The sequence below is a fragment of the Enterobacter sp. MGH 37 genome, assembly GCF_000534515.1.
Classification (GTDB): Bacteria; Pseudomonadota; Gammaproteobacteria; order Enterobacterales; family Enterobacteriaceae; genus Enterobacter; species Enterobacter kobei.
The window spans coordinates 950,891-970,995 of the sequence record NZ_KI973205.1 but is presented as its reverse complement, the minus strand read 5'-3'; the positions used below and the strand labels follow the sequence as shown (position 1 = coordinate 970,995).

The 20,105-nt window shown below is 56.1% G+C and carries 18 protein-coding genes and 1 pseudogene; 10 read left to right on the top strand and 9 right to left on the bottom strand.

Annotated features, from left to right (window positions below; translation table 11 throughout):
- The first annotated feature begins 11 nt into the window (after positions 1 to 11).
- Positions 12 to 1,319, top strand: coding sequence for a sulfurtransferase (locus L383_RS19060; protein WP_023332752.1), 1,308 nt, complete (start codon positions 12 to 14; stop codon positions 1,317 to 1,319).
- Here L383_RS19060 and L383_RS19065 read toward each other — a convergent pair.
- Positions 1,316 to 1,933, bottom strand: coding sequence for a CDP-alcohol phosphatidyltransferase family protein (locus L383_RS19065; RefSeq protein ID WP_014883459.1), 618 nt, complete (start codon positions 1,931 to 1,933; stop codon positions 1,316 to 1,318). The two genes, L383_RS19060 and L383_RS19065, sit on opposite strands and share 4 nt — an antisense overlap.
- Complete coding sequence (locus L383_RS19070; protein ID WP_023332751.1) at positions 1,926 to 2,495, bottom strand: carboxymuconolactone decarboxylase family protein; 570 nt, start codon at positions 2,493 to 2,495, stop codon at positions 1,926 to 1,928. The genes L383_RS19065 and L383_RS19070 overlap by 8 nt, the downstream gene beginning before the upstream one ends.
- 75 nt (positions 2,496 to 2,570) lie before the next feature.
- On the opposite strand from L383_RS19070, the gene L383_RS19075 reads away from it, so the two are divergent.
- A complete protein-coding gene (locus L383_RS19075) occupies positions 2,571 to 2,987 on the top strand; it encodes a pyrimidine (deoxy)nucleoside triphosphate diphosphatase (protein ID WP_023332750.1) in 417 nt (138 codons plus the stop codon).
- On the opposite strand, the gene L383_RS19080 is transcribed toward L383_RS19075, so the two are convergent.
- Positions 2,947 to 3,219, bottom strand: a complete 273-nt coding sequence (locus L383_RS19080; protein WP_014883456.1) for a YnjH family protein — start codon at positions 3,217 to 3,219, stop codon at positions 2,947 to 2,949. The two genes, L383_RS19075 and L383_RS19080, sit on opposite strands and share 41 nt — an antisense overlap.
- Before the next feature lie 226 nt (positions 3,220 to 3,445).
- Between L383_RS19080 and gdhA the strand changes: the two genes are divergently transcribed.
- Positions 3,446 to 4,789 carry an NADP-specific glutamate dehydrogenase gene (gdhA, locus tag L383_RS19085; RefSeq protein ID WP_023332749.1) on the top strand — a complete coding sequence of 448 codons (1,344 nt, stop codon included), beginning with the start codon at positions 3,446 to 3,448 and terminating at the stop codon, positions 4,787 to 4,789.
- A gap of 117 nt (positions 4,790 to 4,906) precedes the next feature.
- On the opposite strand, the gene L383_RS19090 is transcribed toward gdhA, so the two are convergent.
- From L383_RS19090 to L383_RS19100, 3 genes are all read right to left on the bottom strand, one after another.
- A complete protein-coding gene (locus L383_RS19090) occupies positions 4,907 to 6,820 on the bottom strand; it encodes a DNA topoisomerase III (RefSeq protein WP_023332748.1) in 1,914 nt (637 codons plus the stop codon).
- A 4-nt stretch (positions 6,821 to 6,824) separates the two neighbouring features.
- Entirely contained in the window at positions 6,825 to 7,868 is a 1,044-nt protein-coding gene (gene selD, locus L383_RS19095; protein WP_014883453.1) for a selenide, water dikinase SelD, read from the bottom strand.
- A 116-nt stretch (positions 7,869 to 7,984) separates the two neighbouring features.
- Complete coding sequence (locus tag L383_RS19100; protein ID WP_023332747.1) at positions 7,985 to 8,536, bottom strand: NAD(P)H nitroreductase; 552 nt, start codon at positions 8,534 to 8,536, stop codon at positions 7,985 to 7,987.
- A gap of 167 nt (positions 8,537 to 8,703) precedes the next feature.
- Here L383_RS19100 and sppA point away from each other — a divergent pair, with 167 nt between their 5' ends.
- From sppA to L383_RS19120, 4 genes are all read left to right on the top strand, one after another.
- A complete protein-coding gene (sppA, locus tag L383_RS19105) occupies positions 8,704 to 10,560 on the top strand; it encodes a signal peptide peptidase SppA (protein ID WP_023332746.1) in 1,857 nt (618 codons plus the stop codon).
- Between the two features lie 63 nt (positions 10,561 to 10,623).
- Complete coding sequence (gene ansA, locus L383_RS19110) at positions 10,624 to 11,640, top strand: asparaginase (RefSeq protein WP_014883450.1); 1,017 nt, start codon at positions 10,624 to 10,626, stop codon at positions 11,638 to 11,640.
- A 9-nt stretch (positions 11,641 to 11,649) separates the two neighbouring features.
- On the top strand, positions 11,650 to 12,291 hold the full coding sequence (pncA, locus tag L383_RS19115) for a bifunctional nicotinamidase/pyrazinamidase (RefSeq protein ID WP_023332745.1): 642 nt from the start codon (positions 11,650 to 11,652) through the stop codon (positions 12,289 to 12,291).
- Between the two features lie 220 nt (positions 12,292 to 12,511).
- The gene (locus tag L383_RS19120; protein WP_023332744.1) at positions 12,512 to 13,768 is read left to right on the top strand and encodes a chitinase ChiD; all 1,257 of its coding nucleotides are present in this window, start codon (positions 12,512 to 12,514) and stop codon (positions 13,766 to 13,768) included.
- A gap of 61 nt (positions 13,769 to 13,829) precedes the next feature.
- Here the strand turns inward: L383_RS19120 and L383_RS19125 are convergent, their stop codons facing one another.
- Together L383_RS19125 and msrB are read right to left on the bottom strand one after the other, a co-directional pair.
- On the bottom strand, positions 13,830 to 14,108 hold the full coding sequence (locus L383_RS19125) for a YeaC family protein (RefSeq protein ID WP_023332743.1): 279 nt from the start codon (positions 14,106 to 14,108) through the stop codon (positions 13,830 to 13,832).
- A gap of 41 nt (positions 14,109 to 14,149) precedes the next feature.
- Entirely contained in the window at positions 14,150 to 14,563 is a 414-nt protein-coding gene (gene msrB / locus L383_RS19130) for a peptide-methionine (R)-S-oxide reductase MsrB (protein ID WP_023332742.1), read from the bottom strand.
- 341 nt (positions 14,564 to 14,904) lie between these two features.
- Between msrB and gapA the strand changes: the two genes are divergently transcribed.
- Both gapA and L383_RS19140 read left to right on the top strand, forming a co-directional pair.
- A complete protein-coding gene (gene gapA / locus L383_RS19135) occupies positions 14,905 to 15,900 on the top strand; it encodes a glyceraldehyde-3-phosphate dehydrogenase (protein ID WP_014831506.1) in 996 nt (331 codons plus the stop codon).
- Between the two features lie 75 nt (positions 15,901 to 15,975).
- Complete coding sequence (locus L383_RS19140) at positions 15,976 to 16,860, top strand: D-hexose-6-phosphate mutarotase (protein ID WP_023332741.1); 885 nt, start codon at positions 15,976 to 15,978, stop codon at positions 16,858 to 16,860.
- A 78-nt stretch (positions 16,861 to 16,938) separates the two neighbouring features.
- Here the strand turns inward: L383_RS19140 and L383_RS0123740 are convergent.
- Positions 16,939 to 17,684, bottom strand: a pseudogene (locus tag L383_RS0123740) (MipA/OmpV family protein).
- A 431-nt stretch (positions 17,685 to 18,115) separates the two neighbouring features.
- Here L383_RS0123740 and yeaG point away from each other — a divergent pair.
- Positions 18,116 to 20,050 carry a protein kinase YeaG gene (gene yeaG / locus L383_RS19145; protein WP_014883443.1) on the top strand — a complete coding sequence of 645 codons (1,935 nt, stop codon included), beginning with the start codon at positions 18,116 to 18,118 and terminating at the stop codon, positions 20,048 to 20,050.
- Positions 20,051 to 20,105: the final 55 nt, after the last annotated feature.

Below are 20,105 nucleotides of genomic sequence, written 5' to 3'. Positions count from 1 at the left end.
CAGGTTATTCGATGAAACGTGTTTCTCAACTGACCGCGCTGGCCCTGCTCTGCGGCCTCGCTTCGTTTTCCTCTCAGGCGGCTGAAATGGCCGATTCACTCACGCTGTCCCAGCTTCAGGCGCAGCACGGTACGCCTGTCGACACCCGCGCCAGCGCGTTCTACAACGGCTGGCCGCAGACCCTCAGCGGTCCTTCCGGGCATGAACCCGCAGCGCTCAACCTTGCGGCCAGCTGGCTTGACGCAATGAGCGACGAACAGCTGGCGCGCTGGGCTAAACAGCATCAGCTTTCGCCTGCGACGCCTGTCGCGCTGTACGGCGACGATAGCGCCAACCAGGCGGTGAAAGCGCGCCTGGAGAAAGCCGGATATCACGCTATCTCGCTGCTCAGCGATGCCCTGCAAACCCCGGACCGCCTGCAGCGTCTGCCGCACTTTGAACAGCTGGTCTATCCGCAGTGGATCCACCAGCTCCAGCAGGGTAAACCGGTGACAGCCGCGCCCGCGGGTGAATGGAAAGTCATAGAAGCGGCCTGGGGCGCGCCGAAGTTTTATCTGCTAAACCATATTCCCGGCGCGGGATACATCGACACCAACGAAGTGGAAAGCGAGCCGCTGTGGAATAAAGTCTCCGACGACAAGCTGAAAGCGATGCTGGCAAAGCACGGAATCCGTCACGATACCACCGTCATTTTGTATGGTCGTGACGTTTACGCCGCCGCGCGCGTGGCGCAGATTATGCTGTATGCAGGCGTGAAGGATGTGCGCATACTCGATGGCGGCTGGAAGGCGTGGTCAGATGCGGGTCTGCCGGTTGAACGCGGTACGCCAGGGAAAGTGAAACCCGCCCCTGATTTTGGCGCACCGATCCCCGGTCAGCCGCAACTGATGGTGGATATGGAACAGGCGCGCGGTATGCTGCACCGCCAGGATGCCTCTCTCGTCAGTATTCGTTCGTGGCCGGAATTTATCGGCGAAACCAGCGGCTACAGCTACATCAAGCCAAAAGGTGACATTGCCGGCGCCCGCTGGGGCCACGCGGGAAGCGATGCCACCCACATGGAAGATTTCCACAACCCGGACGGCACCATGCGCAGCGCCGACGACATCACCGCCATGTGGAAAACGTGGGATATCCTGCCGGAGCAGCACATCGCCTTTTACTGCGGCACCGGCTGGCGAGCGGCTGAAACCTTTATGTACGCTCGGGCGATGGGCTGGAAGAACGTCGCCGTCTATGACGGCGGCTGGTATGAGTGGAGCAGTCACCCGCAGAACCCGGTCTCCCGCGGTGAGCGCGGGCCCGAGAGTACGCGTTAAGGTTTGAGTGACTTTAGCGTCACATAACCGCTCCAGATGCGCGTTGTGGTGGTCAGCCAGCACAACGCGCCAAATATCCACGCGAACACGGCAAAATGGGCCGGAAACAGGCAGCAGAGCACGAACAGCACAATGGTCTCCGTCCCCTCCGTTAACCCGCCGATGTAGTAAAACGACTTGTGCGCATAGCCGGGGTTGTCGATATTGTGCTTCGCCGCCAGTGCCGCAAAGGCCAGAAAGCTGCTCCCGGTGCCAATAAATGCGAACAGCAGCCAGGCGGCAGCCAGCGTATTCTGCTCAGGTGCCGCCAGCGCAAAGCCAAACGGCACCAGCGCATAGAACAGGAAATCGAGCGCGATATCCAGAAACCCTCCCGCATCCGTGAGCCCTCTCCGGCGCGCCAGCGCACCGTCCAGACCATCCAGCAGGCGGTTCAGGACGATGGCGACCAGTGCTGCCGGGTACCAGCCGAGGGCCAGAAATGGCAACGTCAGCAGGCCGATGGCAAACCCCGCCAGGGTAAGTCCGTCGGGCGTAATGCCCGGCTTATCCAGCGCAGAGACCAGACGATTCAGCGCGGGTTTTATCCGTGGATGCAGGTGACGGTCAAGCATCAGGCTTCCCTTTAAACGTGGCACACAGCCCCTGCGCCGGGATATCCAGCGCGGCGTTAAAGCGGGCGGAGAGATTCTGAAAGGCGATGAGCGCCGTCATTTCAGTAATAACCTCATCGGTAAAGTGGCGTTTCAGCGCCGTTTTGATTGCTTCATCCACCCTGGGCGGCGTGGTGGTGACCGCCTCAGCATAGGCCAGCGCCGCGCGCTCTTGTTCACTGAACAGGTCAGAGTCTGGCCAGTCGCTCACGGCCTGGACTTTATCCAGCGCCCCGCTGCGCTCGGCCAGACGCAGGCTGTTAGCCTCAATGCAAAAAGCACAGTGGCACAGCTGCGATACCCGCGTCATCAGCAGCGAGCGGAGTTGCGGCGTCAGGCGCGCGTTTCTTCGCTCCAGAAAACCGACAAACAATGCAACCAGCCAGAACAGACGCGGCATGCGCCCCCACCAGCGCGTGGGATTCAGGACTGCACCAAAGTGTTTTCGCTGCATGGCGGCAATCGGTTTTACGCTCGCCGGAAGGGTTGGGATGGGTTCTACCCAGGTGGACGACTCTTTCACCTGTTTCTCCTGATGACTGGACTCTTTGAAAGGGCACGATAATATGTCGTTTTTCGCTATCAAGTATTGACGACCATGCTAAAAACAGTCGATGTCGTTGCGGCCATCATCGAAAAAGACGACAAAATTTTACTGGCGCAGCGCCCTGCTCACGCCGATCAACCGGGAATGTGGGAATTCGCTGGCGGAAAAGTCGAGGCCGGTGAAACCCAGCCTCAGGCGCTAATCCGCGAGCTGCGTGAAGAGTTGGGTATTGAGGCGCAGCCCGTGCAGTATGTGGCAAGCCACCAGCGCGAAGTGTCGCAGCGGTTAATCCACCTGCACGCCTGGTATGTTCCTGCCTTTAGCGGAGCGTTAACCGCACACTACCACAGCGCGCTGGCGTGGTGCACGCCGGAAGAGGCGTTGAGCTACGACCTGGCCCCGGCGGATATTCCGCTGCTGGAGGCGTTTATTCTTTTACGCGCCGCCAGACCAGCGGGTTCGTGCTGATCGCGCGTTCATCACGCTGGCATTGCAGCAAAACCCCGTCCGCTTTTACCACTGCTCCTTCAGAATAATTTTGATCCTGATAGATACAGCACTGGTTACAGGGTTGCGCACGCTGGCCGCCGGAGCTAAAGACCTCCGGCGGGACATTCACCTCCACGTCCGGGCGAATGCGGTCAGCCTGCGCGCCAGCGGTCAACATCAACGAAAATGCAGCCATCACGTAACGATTCATAGACTTGTCTTCCTGTTATGTCCGGATAATGACTATAACGGTTAATCGGGCAGAATCTTTAATTTCGCACATCATCGCTTTTTGTTATGACGCAGCGCGGGTCATTAATTTCCTTTCACCCTACATTTCTTCTTGCTTCACAAAGCAGTACGGGTGGTATAGTCAAAAAAACAACACAAATCGCATAAGCAATATACATAAATGACTATAAGGGGTTCTTATATCTATGGATCAGACACGCTCTCTGGAAAGCTTTCTTGCCCATGTTCAGCAGCGCGACCCGCATCAGAGCGAGTTCGCTCAGGCCGTTCGTGAAGTGATGACCACCCTGTGGCCCTTCCTTGAAGAAAACCCGCGTTATCGTCAACTGTCGCTGCTGGAACGTCTGGTTGAGCCAGAACGGGTGATCCAGTTCCGCGTGACCTGGGTGGATGACCGCAATCAGGTCCAGGTCAACCGCGCCTGGCGCGTGCAGTTTAACTCCGCCATCGGCCCGTTTAAGGGCGGCATGCGTTTCCACCCTTCCGTGAACCTGTCGATCCTGAAATTCCTCGGCTTTGAGCAGACGTTTAAAAACGCGCTCACCACCCTGCCGATGGGCGGCGGTAAAGGCGGGAGTGACTTCGATCCTAAGGGGAAAAGCGAAGGTGAAGTGATGCGTTTCTGTCAGGCGCTGATGACCGAGCTCTGGCGCCACCTTGGTCCGGACACCGACGTACCAGCGGGGGATATCGGCGTGGGGGCCCGCGAAGTGGGCTTTATGGCCGGGATGATGAAAAAGCTTTCCAACAACAGCGCCTGCGTCTTTACCGGCAAAGGATTGTCGTTTGGCGGGAGTTTGATTCGCCCGGAGGCGACCGGATATGGTCTGGTCTATTTCACCGAGGCGATGCTCAAGCGTCACGGGTCAGGGTTTGAAGGGATGCGCGTGGCGGTGTCCGGCTCCGGTAACGTGGCGCAATACGCTATCGAAAAAGCGATGCAGTTTGGCGCCCGCGTGGTGACGGCCTCGGACTCCCGTGGCACGGTGGTGGATGAAGCGGGCTTTACGGCAGAAAAACTGGCGCGCCTGTGCGAAATTAAAGCCAGCCGCGACGGGCGGCTCGCAGACTATGCCCAGGAATTTGGGTTGACGTATCTGGAAGGCAAGCAGCCGTGGGGTATTCCGGTGGATATTGCCCTGCCGTGCGCCACGCAAAACGAACTGGACGTGGACGCCGCGCGCACGCTGATCGGCAACGGCGTGAAGGCGGTGGCCGAAGGGGCGAATATGCCGACTACGATCGATGCGACGGATCTGTTCCTCGAAGCGGGCGTGCTGTTTGCCCCAGGCAAGGCCGCCAATGCGGGCGGCGTGGCAACCTCCGGCCTTGAGATGGCGCAAAACGCCGCGCGTCTTGGCTGGAAGGCGGAGAAAGTGGATGCCCGTTTGCACCATATCATGCTGGATATTCACCACGCCTGCGTGGAGTACGGCGGTGAAGCTTCGCAAACTAACTACGTGCGCGGAGCGAATATCGCCGGATTCGTGAAGGTGGCGGATGCGATGATTGGGCAGGGTGTGATTTAAGCTTTCACTGTGTTCTCGCCCTGTAGGCCCGGTAAGGCGTAGCCGCCACCGGGCTTTTTTTCAGGCCGCAGAGCTGCTTTTCGCCGGGTGGCGGCTTCGCCTTACCCGGCCTACGGTTTAAGAAGCTGCCGCGCTCTTTTTCTTTTTAAAGGGCTTCTTCGCACCGCTACCCGGCGCAACCATCCCTCTGAACCGCTTCACCGGCGTACTGCGTGCCTGATCGATCAACTGATACAGCGTCCCCACCAGCGGCTGCATAAAGTCCTGGTAGCGGCACTGCTTTTCACTGATTTGCGTCAGCACGGATTCCCAGTGCGCGGTCATGTCCGGCCTCGCGGCCAGCTCCGGAAGGGAGTGGATGAGCGCCCGGCCCGGCTCCGTGGAGTGGATATAGCGTCCTTTTTTCTCCAGGAAGCCGCGCTTGAACAACAGTTCGATGATCCCCGCTCGCGTCGCTTCCGTACCCAGACCGTCGGTGGCGCGCAGGATTTTCTTCAGATCTTTATCCTGCACAAATCGGGCGATCCCGGTCATGGCCGACAGCAGCGTCGCATCGGTGAAATGGCGTGGCGGCTGGGTCTGACGTTCAACCACTTCACCTTTCTCGCACAATAACTCGTCATCTTTCGCGACTACCGGCAGCGGCGTACCGTCGTTCTCCTCGTCACGCTCTTTGTTGCCGAGCAGCGTGCGCCAGCCCGCTTCCGCGAGGAAACGCGCTTTGGCGATAAACTTACCTTTGGCAATCTCAAGCTCAATGACGCATTTGCGGAACACCGCGTCCGGGCAGAACTGCATCAGATATTGACGGGCGATGAGGTTATAGACCTTCGCTTCGTTATCCGTCAGGTTAACGTGGTTGGCGCGTGCCGTCGGGATAATTGCATGGTGGGCATCCACCTTTTTATCATCCCAGCAGCGGTTATGGGTGTCCGGGTTCACCACCGGCTGCGGCAGGAGATCGGCGGCGTGTACGCTTATCGCGTTCAGTACCGCGTGGCGACCGGCAAAATGTTCTTCCGGCAGATAACGGCTATCCGAACGCGGATAGGTGATCAGCTTGTGGGTTTCATAGAGCTTCTGGCAGATATCCAGCACGTTTTGTGCGCTGAGGCCAAAGCGCTTCGCCGCCTCAATCTGCAAGGCCGAGAGCGAAAATGGCAGCGGTGCGGGTTCTGATTCCCGTTTATCGTTATAGCTGGTGACGATGGCAGGCTGACCGGTAATACGGTTAACCACATGCTCCGCCAGCGGACGGTGCAGCAAGCGCCCCTCTTCATCCTGGTACGATTCACAGGCATCGCTCGGCTGCCAGACGGCGGTAAAGCGTTCGTCCTTAGGCGTAACGATATGCGCTTTCACTTCAAAGAAATCTTTGGCGACGAAGTTCTCAATCTCTTCATCACGACGCACCACCAGCCCCAGCACCGGCGTCTGCACGCGGCCCACGGAGAGTACCCCCTGATAGCCCGCATTACGCCCGAGGATGGTGTAGGCGCGGGTCATGTTGATCCCGTACAGCCAGTCAGCGCGCGCGCGCGCAAGCGCCGAGACGCACAGCGGGATAAACTCGCTGTTGGCACGCAGACGCGAGATCGCACGCTCTACCGCCTGCGGGTTGAGGTCGTTTATCAGGCAGCGCTGTACCTGCTGGCGTTTTTCCGGCGCCAGCTCGAGGTAGTCCAGCACTTCATCTACCAGCAGTTGCCCTTCCCTGTCCGGGTCACCTGCGTGAACCACTTCAGAGGCTTCGTGCAGGAAACGCTTGATCACGTTCAGCTGTTTGGTCACCGAAGGCCGGGGCTGCAGGCGCCATTTTTCCGGCACGATGGGCAGATCGTTGAGGTTCCAGCGGGCGTAGCGGCTGTCGTAGACGTCCGGCTGCGCCTGCTCAAGCAGGTGACCAATACACCAGGTCACCACCTGCCCGTTACCGCATTCGATAAAGCCGTCGCCCTTGCGGTGCGGCTTCGGCAACACGTCGGCGATGGCGCGCGCCAGGCTCGGCTTTTCGGCAATAAACAACCGCATCGAATTAACGGATCTCAATCATCGGTCGGCCACCGCGTGCGGTCACCAGCTCGCCGATCGCCGTCAGGGTAATGCCAAACTCGGCGGCCGTTGCCTGAACGTCAGCTTCGGCTTCCGGTGTGACCGCCAGCAGCAGGCCGCCGGAAGTTTGTGGATCGCACAGCAGGTTGCGCCATTCTTCAGGCATCTCGCCCATCAGGTGACCGTAGCTGGCAAAGTTGCGCTGAGTACCGCCCGGCACCGCGCCCTGCGCAATGTACTCTTCCACGCCCGGCAGTTTCGGCACGTCCTGATACCAGACCTGTGCCTGCACGCCCGCGCCCTGACACACTTCGGAGAGGTGTCCCAGCAGACCAAAACCGGTCACATCGGTCATCGCCTTCACGCCGTCGATATTGGCGAATGCCGCGCCCGCAAGGTTCATCTGGCACATCACTTCCGTTGCCAGACCTTTGTGTTCCGGCTTCAGCAGGGATTTTTTCTCGGCGGTCGTGAGTACGCCAATGCCGAGCGGCTTGGTGAGGAACAGCTTGCAGCCCGCCTGCGCGGTGCTGTTGCGCTTCACGCGCTCGGTCGGCACCACGCCCGTGACGGCCAGGCCAAAAATAGGTTCAGGCGCGTCAATCGAGTGACCACCGGCCAGCGCAATTCCCGCCTGCTGACAGGCGAAACGGCCGCCATCAATGACGTCGCGGGCAATTTCCGGCGCGAGGGTATTAATTGGCCAGCCCAGAATGGCGATGGCCATAATCGGCTTACCGCCCATCGCGAAGATATCACTGATGGCGTTGGTGGCCGCAATGCGCCCGAAATCGAAGGGGTTATCGACAATCGGCATAAAGAAGTCAGTGGTGCTGATAATGCTGGTGCCGTTACCTAAGTCATAAACTGCAGCATCGTCACGCGTTTCATTGCCGACAAGCAGGTTCGGGTCGACAAACTTCGCCTGTTCACTGTGCAGAATGGTCTCCAGCACTTTCGGGGAAATTTTACAACCGCAACCGGCTCCGTGGCTGTACTGCGTTAAACGAATGGTTTGCTCGCTCATGGACGTCTCCTGTCATCTCAATCGCGCTATGGTAGCGCTCATTCCATAAAGAGGTAAGTATGACTGTCTGAATTCTGCGGCAGATGCTCAGAATCCAGACAGTTTAGCGTGGGTTATCAGAAACGGCTGACGAAAGGCGTAGTGTCCGGCACGCTGATGGTGCTGGAGGCTTTAAGCTGCGGCGTACCGAGGTAGAGGAAACCGACAATTTTATCGTGCTCACCGCAGCCAAAACCGTCACGGACTACCGGGCTCTCGGTCAGCGGACCGGTACGCCAGATACCGTTAAACCCCTGTGCGACAGCGGCCATTTGCATCGCCATTACCGCGCAGCCAGCAGACATTTCCTGCTCCCAGACCGGGACTTTGTGGCCAGCCTGACATTTCGCCACGACGGCGATGATCATCGGCGCACGGAACGGCGCATTGCGCGCTTTATCGATACCCTTCTCATCCTGCCCGACGGCAACCGCGCCCTGCTCCAGCAGCTGGCTGAAACGATCGCGGCCTTCACCTTCAATCACAAAGAAGTGCCACGGCTGCAGCGTGCCGTGATCGGGGGCACGCATCCCGGCACGCAGAATGTTTTCCAGCTGCTCGCCCGCCGGGGCAGGTTCGGCCAGACGTGACGCGCTGCGGCGGTTAACAAGCAGTTCAAGTGCGTCCATTGGTTAACTCCTTTATTGAAATTTACTCACAAAATTAACACGGCCGCAGATTTTGTTACAGCCTGGCAGGCGATTCCTGCTGACAAGTGGCGGTTGGGTCATTACGATAACCCAACATTACCGTCCAGTGGCGACGGAAACAGTCATTTTCTGGTTAGGGAGAATACATGCGAACCCTTTGGCGAATCTTTGCCGGTTTCTTTAAATGGACGTGGCGACTGCTCAACTTCGTCCGCAACCTGGTGATGAACATCTTCTTCATCCTGCTGGTTCTGGTTTGCGCAGGCATCTGGATGCATATCAGCAATGCGAATCAGGCGCAGCATTCAACTCGCGGGGCGCTGTTACTCGATATCACCGGCGTCATTGTGGATAAACCGTCCACCAGCAACCGTCTGGGGGTCATTGGCCGTCAGCTGTTTGGCGCGACGTCCGACCGCCTGCAGGAAAACTCCCTGTTCGATATTGTCGATACTATCCGTCAGGCCAAAGACGACCGAAATATCACCGGGATCGTACTGGATCTGAAAGATTTTGCCGGAGGCGACCAGCCTTCAATGCAGTACATCGGTAAAGCGCTGCGTGAATTCCGCGACAGCGGTAAGCCAGTGATCGCCGTGGGCGACAGCTACAGCCAGGGGCAATATTATCTGGCAAGCTTCGCCAACAAGATCTGGCTCTCTCCGCAGGGGACGGTCGATCTGCACGGCTTTGCCACCAACGGCCTGTACTACAAATCGCTGCTCGACAAGCTGAAAGTGACGACCCACGTCTTCCGCGTCGGCACCTATAAATCAGCCGTGGAGCCGTTTATTCGCGACGATATGTCCCCTGCTGCCCGTGAAGCGGACAGCCGCTGGATTGGCGAGCTGTGGCAAAACTATCTGGGCACCGTGGCCGCTAACCGTCAAATTACCGCTGAGCAGGTCTTCCCGGGCGCACGTGGCGTGCTGGAGGGTCTGCGTAAGGTTGACGGCGATACCGCGAAATATGCCCTCGACAATAAACTCGTTGATGCGCTGGGTACCAGTGCGGATATCGAAAAAGCCCTGACCAAACAGTTTGGCTGGAGCAAAGAGGACAAAAACTACAGCGCCATCAGTATGTATGACTACGCTGCGAAAAAACCGGACGAGAGCGGTGACAGCGTAGCCGTGGTGTTTGCCAACGGCGCCATCATGGACGGTCAGGAAACCCCGGGTAATGTCGGCGGTGACACCACCGCGTCGCAAATCCGTGACGCGCGCCTTGACCCGAAAGTGAAAGCCATTGTTCTGCGCGTAAACAGCCCGGGCGGCAGCGTGAGCGCCTCCGAAGTGATCCGCGCTGAGCTGGCCGCGGCCCGCGCTGCGGGCAAACCGGTCGTCGTCTCCATGGGCGGAATGGCGGCATCAGGTGGGTACTGGATCTCCACGCCAGCCAACTACATTGTGGCTAACCCAAGTACGCTGACCGGTTCTATCGGCATCTTCGGGGTAATTAACACTGTGGAAAACAGTCTGGATTATCTGGGCGTGCACACCGACGGTGTTTCTACGTCGCCGCTGGCAGATGTGTCGATAACGAAATCCCTGCCGCCGGAAGTCTCGGAGATGATGCAGCTGAGCATTGAGAACGGGTATAAGCGCTTTATTACGCTGGTGGCTGACTCGCGTAAAAAGACGCCAGAACAGATTGACCAGATTGCTCAGGGCCACGTCTGGACCGGTCAGGACGCGAAGAACAACGGACTGGTGGACAGTCTGGGTGACTTTGACGACGCCGTGAAGAAAGCGGCCGACCTGGCGAAGCTCAAGCAATGGCACATTGAGTATTATCAGGATGAGCCGTCATTCTTCGATATGGTGATGGACAGCATGTCTGTCTCCGTTCGCGCCATGCTGCCGGAGGCGCTGCAGGCTTACCTGCCTGCGCCGGTTGCCACGGCAGCGAAGGCGATGAAGACGGAAAGCGATAAGCTCGCGGCCTTTAACGATCCACAAAGTCGTTACGCGTTTTGCCTGACCTGCGCGAACGTCCGTTAAAAACCGTCCCCTCTTCCCGCGAAGAGGGGATTTTTTTCTTTTGAAGAACAAGAACTCACTACCATGCAGAAGAAATCGATTTATGTAGCCTACACTGGCGGTACCATCGGTATGCAGCGCTCTGAAAATGGCTATATTCCTGTCTCCGGCCACCTTCAGCGTCAGCTTGCGTTGATGCCTGAGTTCCACCGTCCGGAAATGCCTGACTTTACCATCCATGAATACGAGCCGCTGATGGACTCCTCCGACATGACGCCAGAAGACTGGCAGCACATCGCGGATGACATTAAAGCGCATTACGACCAGTACGACGGCTTCGTGATCCTGCATGGTACCGACACCATGGCGTTCACGGCCTCGGCGCTCTCCTTCATGCTGGAGAACCTGAGCAAGCCGGTTATCGTCACCGGGTCGCAAATTCCGCTGGCGGAGTTACGCTCCGACGGGCAGATCAACCTGCTGAACTCCCTGTACGTGGCGGCAAATTACCCGATTAACGAAGTCTCGCTGTTCTTCAACAACCGTCTGTATCGCGGCAACCGCACGACGAAAGCCCATGCCGATGGTTTTGACGCCTTCGCCTCACCGAACCTGCAGCCGCTGCTGGAAGCGGGGATTCATATCCGTCGTCTGGGCACGCCGCCTGCACCGAATACCGCTGGCGAGCTGATTGTGCATCCGATTACCCCGCAGCCCATCGGTGTGGTTACCATTTACCCGGGTATTTCCGCCGACGTGGTCCGCAACTTCCTGCGCCAGCCAGTGAAAGCGCTGATCCTGCGCTCCTACGGCGTGGGCAACGCCCCGCAGAACGGTGAGTTTCTGAAAGAGCTTCAGGAAGCCAGCGAACGCGGAATTGTGGTGGTGAACCTGACCCAGTGTATGTCCGGCAAAGTGAATATGGGTGGCTATGCCACCGGCAACGCGCTGGCACATGCGGGTGTCATCAGCGGTTTCGATATGACCGTTGAGGCGACGCTGACTAAACTTCACTATTTACTGAGTCAGGATCTGGACATTCAGTCCATTCGCAACGCCATGATGCAAAATCTGCGCGGTGAACTGACCCCGGACGAATAAGGAGGCCTCATGACGCAACGCGCCCTGCTACTGGTCGATTTGCAAAATGATTTCTGCGCAGGCGGCGCGCTGGCCGTCGCCGAAGGTGACAGCACCGTTGACGTGGCGAATACGCTGATTGACTGGTGTAAAGCCCGCGGTGAAGCGGTGGTCGCCAGCCAGGACTGGCACCCGGCTAACCACGGCAGTTTTGCCAGCCAGCACAACGTCGAACCGCTCACTCAAGGTGAACTCGACGGGCTGGCGCAAACCTTCTGGCCGGATCATTGCGTGCAGCAAACGGAAGGCGCGGCGCTGCATCCGCTCCTGAATCAGAAAGCCATCGACGCGGTGTTCCATAAGGGTGAAAACCCGACAATAGACAGCTACAGCGCGTTTTTTGATAACGGTCATCGTCAGAAGACAGCGCTGGACGCGTGGTTACGCCACCATGAAATCACGGAGCTGATTGTGCTGGGGCTGGCGACAGATTACTGCGTGAAGTTTACCGTACTGGACGCGCTCCAGTCAGGCTACACCGTCAGCGTGATCACCGACGGCTGCCGCGGGGTCAACATTCACCCTCAGGACAGTGCTCAGGCGTTTATGGAGATGGCTGCCGAAGGCGCGACGCTGTATACCCTGGCAGACTGGCTGGAAACGCAGGCGTAAGCCTTTTTAGCCGGGTGGCGCTGACGCTTACCCGGCCTACCTTTCCCCGTAGGCCGGGTAAGGCGCAGCCGCCACCCGGCAAAACAACCCACTCCGTTCTCCCATAAAGTGAACTCCCTCGCATCCTAAGCGAAGCGGCAATGCTATTCTCGTCAGGTTGTTTTTTCGCCACGCCTTTTCTGTGGCGTGGTTATTTTTATTAAGTCAAAGAGGAAATTATATGAAACGTTTGCCCTTGCTGGCAGCATTACCCTTGCTTTGCGCGTCACTGGCTTCCGCTGCGCCCCTGATGTCCGTCGGCTATTTCAACGGGGGTGGCGATGTCACCGCCGGACCGGGTGGCGACATTAATAAACTGGATGTCCGCCAGATCACCCACCTGAACTATTCGTTTGGTCTGGTCTACAACGACGAGAAAGACGAAACCAACGCCGCGCTGAAAGATCCGACGAAACTGCATCAGATCTGGCTTTCGCCCAAAGTGGCATCCGATCTGGCCTTAATCCCCACTCTGCGTAAACAAAACCCGCACCTTAAAGTGCTGCTCTCTGTTGGCGGCTGGGGTGCGCGTGGTTTCTCTGGCGCAGCGGCCACCAAAGAGAGTCGTGCGGTGTTTATCCGATCCGCTCAGGAGGTTGTCGACAAATACGGTCTGGACGGGATTGATCTCGACTGGGAGTACCCGGTCAACGGCGCGTGGGGACTGGTTGCCAGCACGCCAGCCGACAGGGACAACTTCACCGCGCTGCTGAAAGAGATGCGCGGCGCATTCAGGCAGAAAAAGCTGGTGACCATTGCGGTAGGCGCCAATGCGGAAAGTCCGAAAAGCTGGGTGGATGTCAAAGCCATCGCTCCCCTGCTCGACTACATCAACCTGATGACCTACGACATGGCGTATGGTACCCAGTATTTTAACGCCAACCTCTATGATTCCAGCGCCTGGCCGACGGTGGCTGTAGCCGATAAATACAGCGTGGACTTTGTGGTAAATAACTATCTGGCCGCGGGACTGAAACCACAGCAGATGAACCTCGGGATCGGGTTTTACGGTCGCGTACCGAAACGCGCCGTTGAGCCGGGTATCGACTGGAGCAAGCCGGACGCACAAAAAAATCCGGTCACCCAGCCCTACTTTGGACCGCAGGAGCTCGGCTTGTTCAGGTCGCTCGGCTATGACCTGTCCAAAGATACCTACGTGAAGTACAACGATATCGTGAAAAAGCTGCTGAACGATCCGCAGAAGCGTTTTACCGAGCACTGGGACGACCAGGCGAAAGTGCCTTGGCTCTCCGTGGAAGCAGCCGACGGCAAGGCGCTCTTTGCGATTTCGTATGAGAACCCACGTTCCGTGGCGATCAAAGCGGACTACATTAAACAGAAAGGTCTCGCCGGGGCGATGTTCTGGGAGTATGGCGCGGACGATAACAACCAGTTAGCGAAGCAGCTGGCAGAGTCATTAGGGATCCCGCAAAAGTAGCGACGCATTCAAGCCCTCTCCCCGTGGGAGAGGGCTTGAATGAGGGCATCAGCCCGCACGGTTATTGCATTTTCAGCGTCGCAATTGGCTTCGGCGTGATGCCAAAATCTTCTTTCAGCTCTCGCTTGCTCTTCATCACCATCTGGCCGTTGGTATCGATCGTCATGTGCTGCGCGTCAGTATTGTTGCGCGCCTGCCACAGCATCACCAACTGCAAACTGTTCTCTTTTTGCTCAGGGGTAAGCGCCACGCCATCCGGCCATTTTCCCAGCTCAACGGCGGTGACCAGACGCTGATAAACGTCCGGGGTCATCCCGTTAATCATGTCATCAATATTCACGATCTCTCCCTTTCAAAGGAATAATTTGCTGAATCGTTTTTTCAACCCTTGATCTGGTCGCCGTTTTCATCATCCGTGAAGCTCATGGAGGCCGAATTGACGCAGAAACGCTCCCCCGTTGGCTGTGGACCATCCGGGAAGACGTGCCCCAGGTGCGCGTCGCAGGTCCCGCAACGGATTTCCGTGCGCACCATGCCGTGCGAGGTGTCAGTCAGATAGCGGATGGCCTCATCGCTCACCGGCTCGTAAAAGCTCGGCCAGCCGCAGCCGGAATCGAATTTTGTCTGTGAGTTAAACAGCGGGGCATCACAGACCAGACAGTGATAGACGCCGTCTCGCTTGTTGTGCAGTAAACGCCCGGTGAATGGCGGTTCCGTGCCGTGGTTCTGCGTCACGTAAAACTGCATTTCTGTGAGGTTTTTTTTCAAATCGTCAGGGTTACGTTGGTTCGACATATGCTTACATCTCGCTGTAGAAACAGACATCTTTTAACCCGGATTCTAACAAAACATTAACACCCTTGCGTGCACTTTTGTTCTAAACTTATGTGTCGCGAAAAGGCGGTCAGGCAATTGTGATCATGTTCACATTTTTATCCTGCGAGGACTTTAAAATTCCGGGCGCAGCCCCCATGTGGTTGCAAGCTCAAAGGGAAAGTGAGGCGAGTCAGTCGCACAAACGTTAGTCACAGGATTGATTTGTCGCAATGATTGACACGATTCCGCTTGACGCTGCGTAAGGTTTTTGTAATTTTACAGGCAACCTTTTATTCACTAACAAATAGCTGGTGGAATATATGACTATCAAAGTAGGTATCAACGGTTTTGGCCGTATCGGCCGTATTGTTTTCCGTGCTGCTCAGAAACGTTCTGACATCGAAATCGTTGGTATCAACGATCTCCTGGACGCTGAATACATGGCGTACATGCTGAAGTACGACTCAACTCACGGTCGTTTCGACGGCACCGTTGAAGTGAAAGACGGCCACCTGGTTGTTAACGGCAAAACCATCCGCGTTACTGCTGAGAAAGACCCAGCTAACCTGAAATGGAACGAAATCGGTGTTGATGTTGTAGCTGAAGCTACCGGTATCTTCCTGACCGACGAAACTGCACGTAAACACATCACTGCAGGCGCGAAGAAAGTTGTTCTGACTGGTCCTTCTAAAGACAACACCCCAATGTTCGTTCGTGGTGCAAACTTCGAAACTTACGCTGGCCAGGACATCGTTTCCAACGCATCCTGCACCACCAACTGCCTGGCACCGCTGGCTAAAGTTATCAACGACAACTTCGGCATCATCGAAGGTCTGATGACTACCGTTCACGCTACCACCGCTACTCAGAAAACCGTTGACGGCCCGTCTCACAAAGACTGGCGCGGCGGCCGTGGCGCGGCTCAGAACATCATCCCATCCTCTACCGGTGCTGCTAAAGCTGTAGGTAAAGTACTGCCAGAACTGAATGGCAAACTGACTGGTATGGCGTTCCGCGTTCCAACGCCTAACGTATCCGTTGTTGACCTGACCGTTCGTCTGGAAAAAGCTGCTTCTTATGAAGAAATTAAGAAAGCAATCAAAGCTGCTTCCGAAGGCGCAATGAAAGGCGTTCTGGGTTACACCGAAGACGACGTTGTATCTACTGATTTCAACGGCGAAGTGTGCACTTCCGTGTTCGATGCTAAAGCTGGTATCGCACTGAACGACAACTTCGTGAAACTGGTTTCCTGGTACGACAACGAAACTGGCTACTCTAACAAAGTACTGGACCTGATCGCTCACATCTCCAAATAAGTTGAGATGAGTGTTTGATCCAAAAAGGCGACTTCGGTCGCCTTTTTTATTGTTTTTTAGACAGAGGATTGCTTAATGATTAATAAAATATTTGCACTTCCGGTAGTCGAACAACTTACCCCTGTGCTCTCCCGCCGCCAGATTGACGGCGCTGATGTTATCGTCGTTGAACACCCGCGCGTGAAAGCCTCCGTAGCGCTGAATGGCGCCCACCTGCTCTCCTGGAAGCCTGTGGGCGAAGAGGAAGGACTGTGGCTGAGCGACGCCACCTCGTTCAAAAAAGGGGCTGCTATCCGTGGCGGCGTCCCCATCTGCTGGCCATGGTTCGGCCCGTCCACACAGCAGGGTTTGCCGTCTCACGGTTTTGCCCGTAACCAGCAGTGGACGCTGAAAGCGCACAACGAAGATGACAACGGTGCCGTGCTGACCTTTGAGCTGCAGGCGAATGATGAAACCCGCGCCCTGTGGCCGCATGATTTCACCCTGTACGCCCGTTTCAAGCTGGGTAAAACCTGCGAAATTGAGCTGGAAGCCCACGGCGAGTTCGAAACCACGTCTGCCCTGCACACCTACTTCAACGTGGGTGACATCAACTCAGTGAAGGTGAGCGGCCTCGGCGATACCTTTATCGACAAAGTTGATAATGCGAAAGAGGGCAAGCTGAGCGACGGCGTTCAGGCTTTCCCCGATCGTACCGACCGCGTCTATCTCCACCCGGAAGCCTGCAGCGTGATCCACGATGGTGCCCTGAACCGCGGCATTGAGGTCGTTCATCATCATCACAGCAATGTGGTGGGCTGGAACCCAGGTCCGGCATTGTCTGTCAGCATGGCCGATATTCCTGATGACGGTTACAAAACATTCGTTTGTGTAGAAACAGCCTGCGTCACCACACCTCAAAACGCGAGCGAAGAAAAACCGTCTCGTTTAGGGCAGACGATCCGTATTGTTAAGCGATAATCGCCCTGCACCACAAAAAAGCAAACGGGGCGCAAGCGCCCCGTTTTGATGCAATGATTGCACTGAATCAATGCACAATCAGAACTTGTAGGTCACACCCACAGAGAAGATACCCGCCCAGGACTTATCGACCATCGGGCTATCTTTCACTTCATCGCTCAGACGCTCATAACGGCCAGTACCGTAGACGCTCCAGTCGCCAAGGAAGTTATAGCTCGCGGTCAGCTCCAAGTAGGGATCCCAGCCATCATCTGCGCTGTAGCTTTTCAGACCACTGCGGCGAGACTCGTTTTTAGAGACGCCGTAATAGTAGTCGTTGTAGTTTTCACTGTTGTACTGCACACCGATGCCCGGCGTCAGGGTAAACCCGCCGTTGGTATAGCGGTACAGCCACGCCAGGTCCCAGATAAAGCCGTTGCTGTTATCCAGCGTATCACCCGCCAGGGCCGTACGCAGGAAGCCATACTCGGTGTTGTGGACATATGAGAGCCCGCCATCATGCTACTTTTGCGCTTATCGAGCTGGCGAAGCGCGTGACTGTCGCTGTCTCCCGGCTTGAAGTGCGTTGGATCGTAGTAGGCCATGATCGAGAGCTTGTCGGACGTGTCATTCCAGAGATAGTAGCCGCCGCCGAGACCGCGGAACCAGACGTTCTCGCCTTCATAGGTGATAACGGGAACAGGATATACGTCACGATCGTACTGTTTGTATGGGCTGTTAATGACGCCAACACCCGCGCCAACCGTCCACTGACTTTCCGCCTGAGCGGTGCTAACTGCGGTCGCGGCAAGGATGCCCAATGCCAGAAGTTTGAGTTTGGTCACAATCCATTCTTTCCTGTAGTCAAATAATCAGCGGGAGAAGTGTAACCGCCATTCCCGTACAACCCAAAATTTTTTGCCTGCTAATCAGTCTGATTAACCCGTTATTTTTCACTTTTCAGATGACAGCACGCTTTCATTTATATGACCACTGAATGAAAAACGTGCTTAAGCCTTAGAACCCAGGTGGAAATTTTTGGATGAGTTATTGATATGTCATTGAAATTAGATTTTCTCAGCATGCAAGTTTGGCAAATGCCATCTACGCTTAATTTTAAGAAGAGTTTTCCTGAACGCCCTGCGGTTCTTAGCCTCTGACCTGGCACACAGGTTGCTGCTCTGGCAGTGAGGTGCGAGAAATTCTCTTCCGGGAGCCTCCACTACTCATACGAACGGCTCTTATCCTGTGCTAAAAAACGAAAGGACGGCATGCCATGAATATATTCGATCACTATCGCCAGCGCTATGAAGCTGCCAAGGACGAAGAGTTCACACTGCAGGAGTTTCTTACCATTTGTCGGCAAGATCGCAGTGCCTATGCCAATGCGGCAGAACGGCTATTGATGGCTATTGGTGAGCCAAACATGGTTGATACTGCCCTGGAGCCACGGCTTTCCCGTCTATTTTCGAATCGGGTGGTCGCCCGATATCCGGCGTTCGAAGAGTTCTACGGCATGGAAGATGCCATTGAACAGATTGTCTCCTATCTGAAGCATGCCGCTCAGGGTCTGGAAGAGAAGAAACAGATCCTCTATTTACTCGGCCCAGTCGGTGGCGGTAAATCCTCGCTGGCTGAACGCCTGAAGTCGCTGATGCAGCGCGTGCCGATTTATGTGTTGAGCGCTAATGGCGAACGCAGCCCGGTGAACGACCATCCGCTGTGCCTGTTTAATCCACAGGAAGATGCGCAAATTCTGGATAAAGAGTTTGGTATTCCGCGCCGCTACCTCGGCACCATCATGTCGCCTTGGGCGGCAAAACGCCTGCATGAGTTTGGGGGCGATATCACTAAATTCCGCGTGGTGAAAGTGTGGCCGTCTATCCTTGAGCAGATCGCCATCGCCAAAACGGAACCGGGTGATGAGAACAACCAGGATATCTCGGCGCTGGTGGGTAAAGTTGATATCCGTAAGCTGGAAAACTTCGCACAAAATGACCCGGATGCCTACGGCTATTCCGGTGCGCTGTGCCGCGCCAACCAGGGGATTATGGAATTCGTGGAGATGTTTAAAGCACCAATCAAAGTGCTGCATCCTCTGCTGACGGCGACCCAGGAAGGGAACTATAACGGTACGGAAGGTATCTCCGCCCTGCCGTTTAACGGGATAATCCTCGCCCACTCGAACGAATCCGAATGGGTGACCTTCCGTAATAATAAAAACAATGAGGCCTTCCTTGACCGCGTGTACATCGTCAAGGTGCCTTATTGCCTGCGGATCTCCGAAGAGATCAAGATTTACGAGAAACTGCTCAACCACAGTGAGCTGGTGCACGCTCCCTGCGCGCCAGGCACGCTGGAAACGTTGTCGCGCTTCTCTATCCTTTCGCGTTTGAAAGAGCCGGAAAACTCCAGCATCTACTCAAAAATGCGCGTCTATGATGGCGAAAGCCTGAAAGACACCGACCCGAAAGCGAAATCCTATCAGGAGTATCGTGATTACGCCGGGGTCGATGAAGGGATGAACGGCCTGTCCACCCGTTTCGCGTTTAAGATCCTCTCCCGCGTCTTTAACTTCGACCATGCGGAAGTGGCGGCCAACCCGGTTCACTTGTTCTACGTGCTGGAGCAGCAGATTGAACGCGAGCAGTTCCCGCAGGAGCAGGCTGAACGCTATCTTGAGTTCCTGAAAGGCTACCTGATTCCGAAATACGCCGAGTTCATTGGCAAAGAGATCCAGACAGCCTACCTGGAATCCTATTCGGAGTACGGACAGAATATTTTCGACCGTTATGTCACCTACGCTGACTTCTGGATCCAGGATCAGGAGTACCGCGACCCGGATACCGGCCAGCTGTTTGACCGTGAATCCCTGAACGCGGAACTGGAAAAAATCGAGAAGCCTGCCGGGATCAGCAACCCGAAAGACTTCCGTAATGAGATTGTGAACTTCGTCCTGCGCGCCAGAGCGCATAACAACGGACGCAATCCGAACTGGACCAGCTACGAGAAACTGCGCACCGTGATTGAGAAGAAAATGTTCTCCAATACCGAAGAACTGCTGCCGGTTATCTCGTTCAACACCAAAACCTCAACCGATGAGCAGAAGAAACACGACGATTTTGTCGACCGTATGATGGAAAAAGGCTACACCCGCAAACAGGTTCGCCTGCTCTGCGAATGGTATCTGCGCGTGCGTAAATCGTCCTAAAACAAGTGCCCGGCAGCGCTAGCGCCTGCCGGGCCAACAAAAACGCAAGTTGGCA

Bases quoted from the DNA above. Each gene is read 5' to 3' on its own strand.
- L383_RS19060 (WP_023332752.1), top strand. From the start codon at position 12: ATGAAACGTGTTTCTCAACTGACCGCGCTGGCCCTGCTCTGCGGCCTC.
- L383_RS19065 (WP_014883459.1), bottom strand. From the start codon at position 1,933: ATGCTTGACCGTCACCTGCATCCACGGATAAAACCCGCGCTGAATCGT.
- L383_RS19075 (WP_023332750.1), top strand. From the start codon at position 2,571: ATGCTAAAAACAGTCGATGTCGTTGCGGCCATCATCGAAAAAGACGAC.
- L383_RS19080 (WP_014883456.1), bottom strand. From the start codon at position 3,219: ATGAATCGTTACGTGATGGCTGCATTTTCGTTGATGTTGACCGCTGGC.
- gdhA (WP_023332749.1), top strand. From the start codon at position 3,446: ATGGATCAGACACGCTCTCTGGAAAGCTTTCTTGCCCATGTTCAGCAG.
- L383_RS19090 (WP_023332748.1), bottom strand. From the start codon at position 6,820: ATGCGGTTGTTTATTGCCGAAAAGCCGAGCCTGGCGCGCGCCATCGCC.
- selD (WP_014883453.1), bottom strand. From the start codon at position 7,868: ATGAGCGAGCAAACCATTCGTTTAACGCAGTACAGCCACGGAGCCGGT.
- L383_RS19100 (WP_023332747.1), bottom strand. From the start codon at position 8,536: ATGGACGCACTTGAACTGCTTGTTAACCGCCGCAGCGCGTCACGTCTG.
- sppA (WP_023332746.1), top strand. From the start codon at position 8,704: ATGCGAACCCTTTGGCGAATCTTTGCCGGTTTCTTTAAATGGACGTGG.
- ansA (WP_014883450.1), top strand. From the start codon at position 10,624: ATGCAGAAGAAATCGATTTATGTAGCCTACACTGGCGGTACCATCGGT.
- pncA (WP_023332745.1), top strand. From the start codon at position 11,650: ATGACGCAACGCGCCCTGCTACTGGTCGATTTGCAAAATGATTTCTGC.
- L383_RS19120 (WP_023332744.1), top strand. From the start codon at position 12,512: ATGAAACGTTTGCCCTTGCTGGCAGCATTACCCTTGCTTTGCGCGTCA.
- msrB (WP_023332742.1), bottom strand. From the start codon at position 14,563: ATGTCGAACCAACGTAACCCTGACGATTTGAAAAAAAACCTCACAGAA.
- gapA (WP_014831506.1), top strand. From the start codon at position 14,905: ATGACTATCAAAGTAGGTATCAACGGTTTTGGCCGTATCGGCCGTATT.
- L383_RS19140 (WP_023332741.1), top strand. From the start codon at position 15,976: ATGATTAATAAAATATTTGCACTTCCGGTAGTCGAACAACTTACCCCT.
- yeaG (WP_014883443.1), top strand. From the start codon at position 18,116: ATGAATATATTCGATCACTATCGCCAGCGCTATGAAGCTGCCAAGGAC.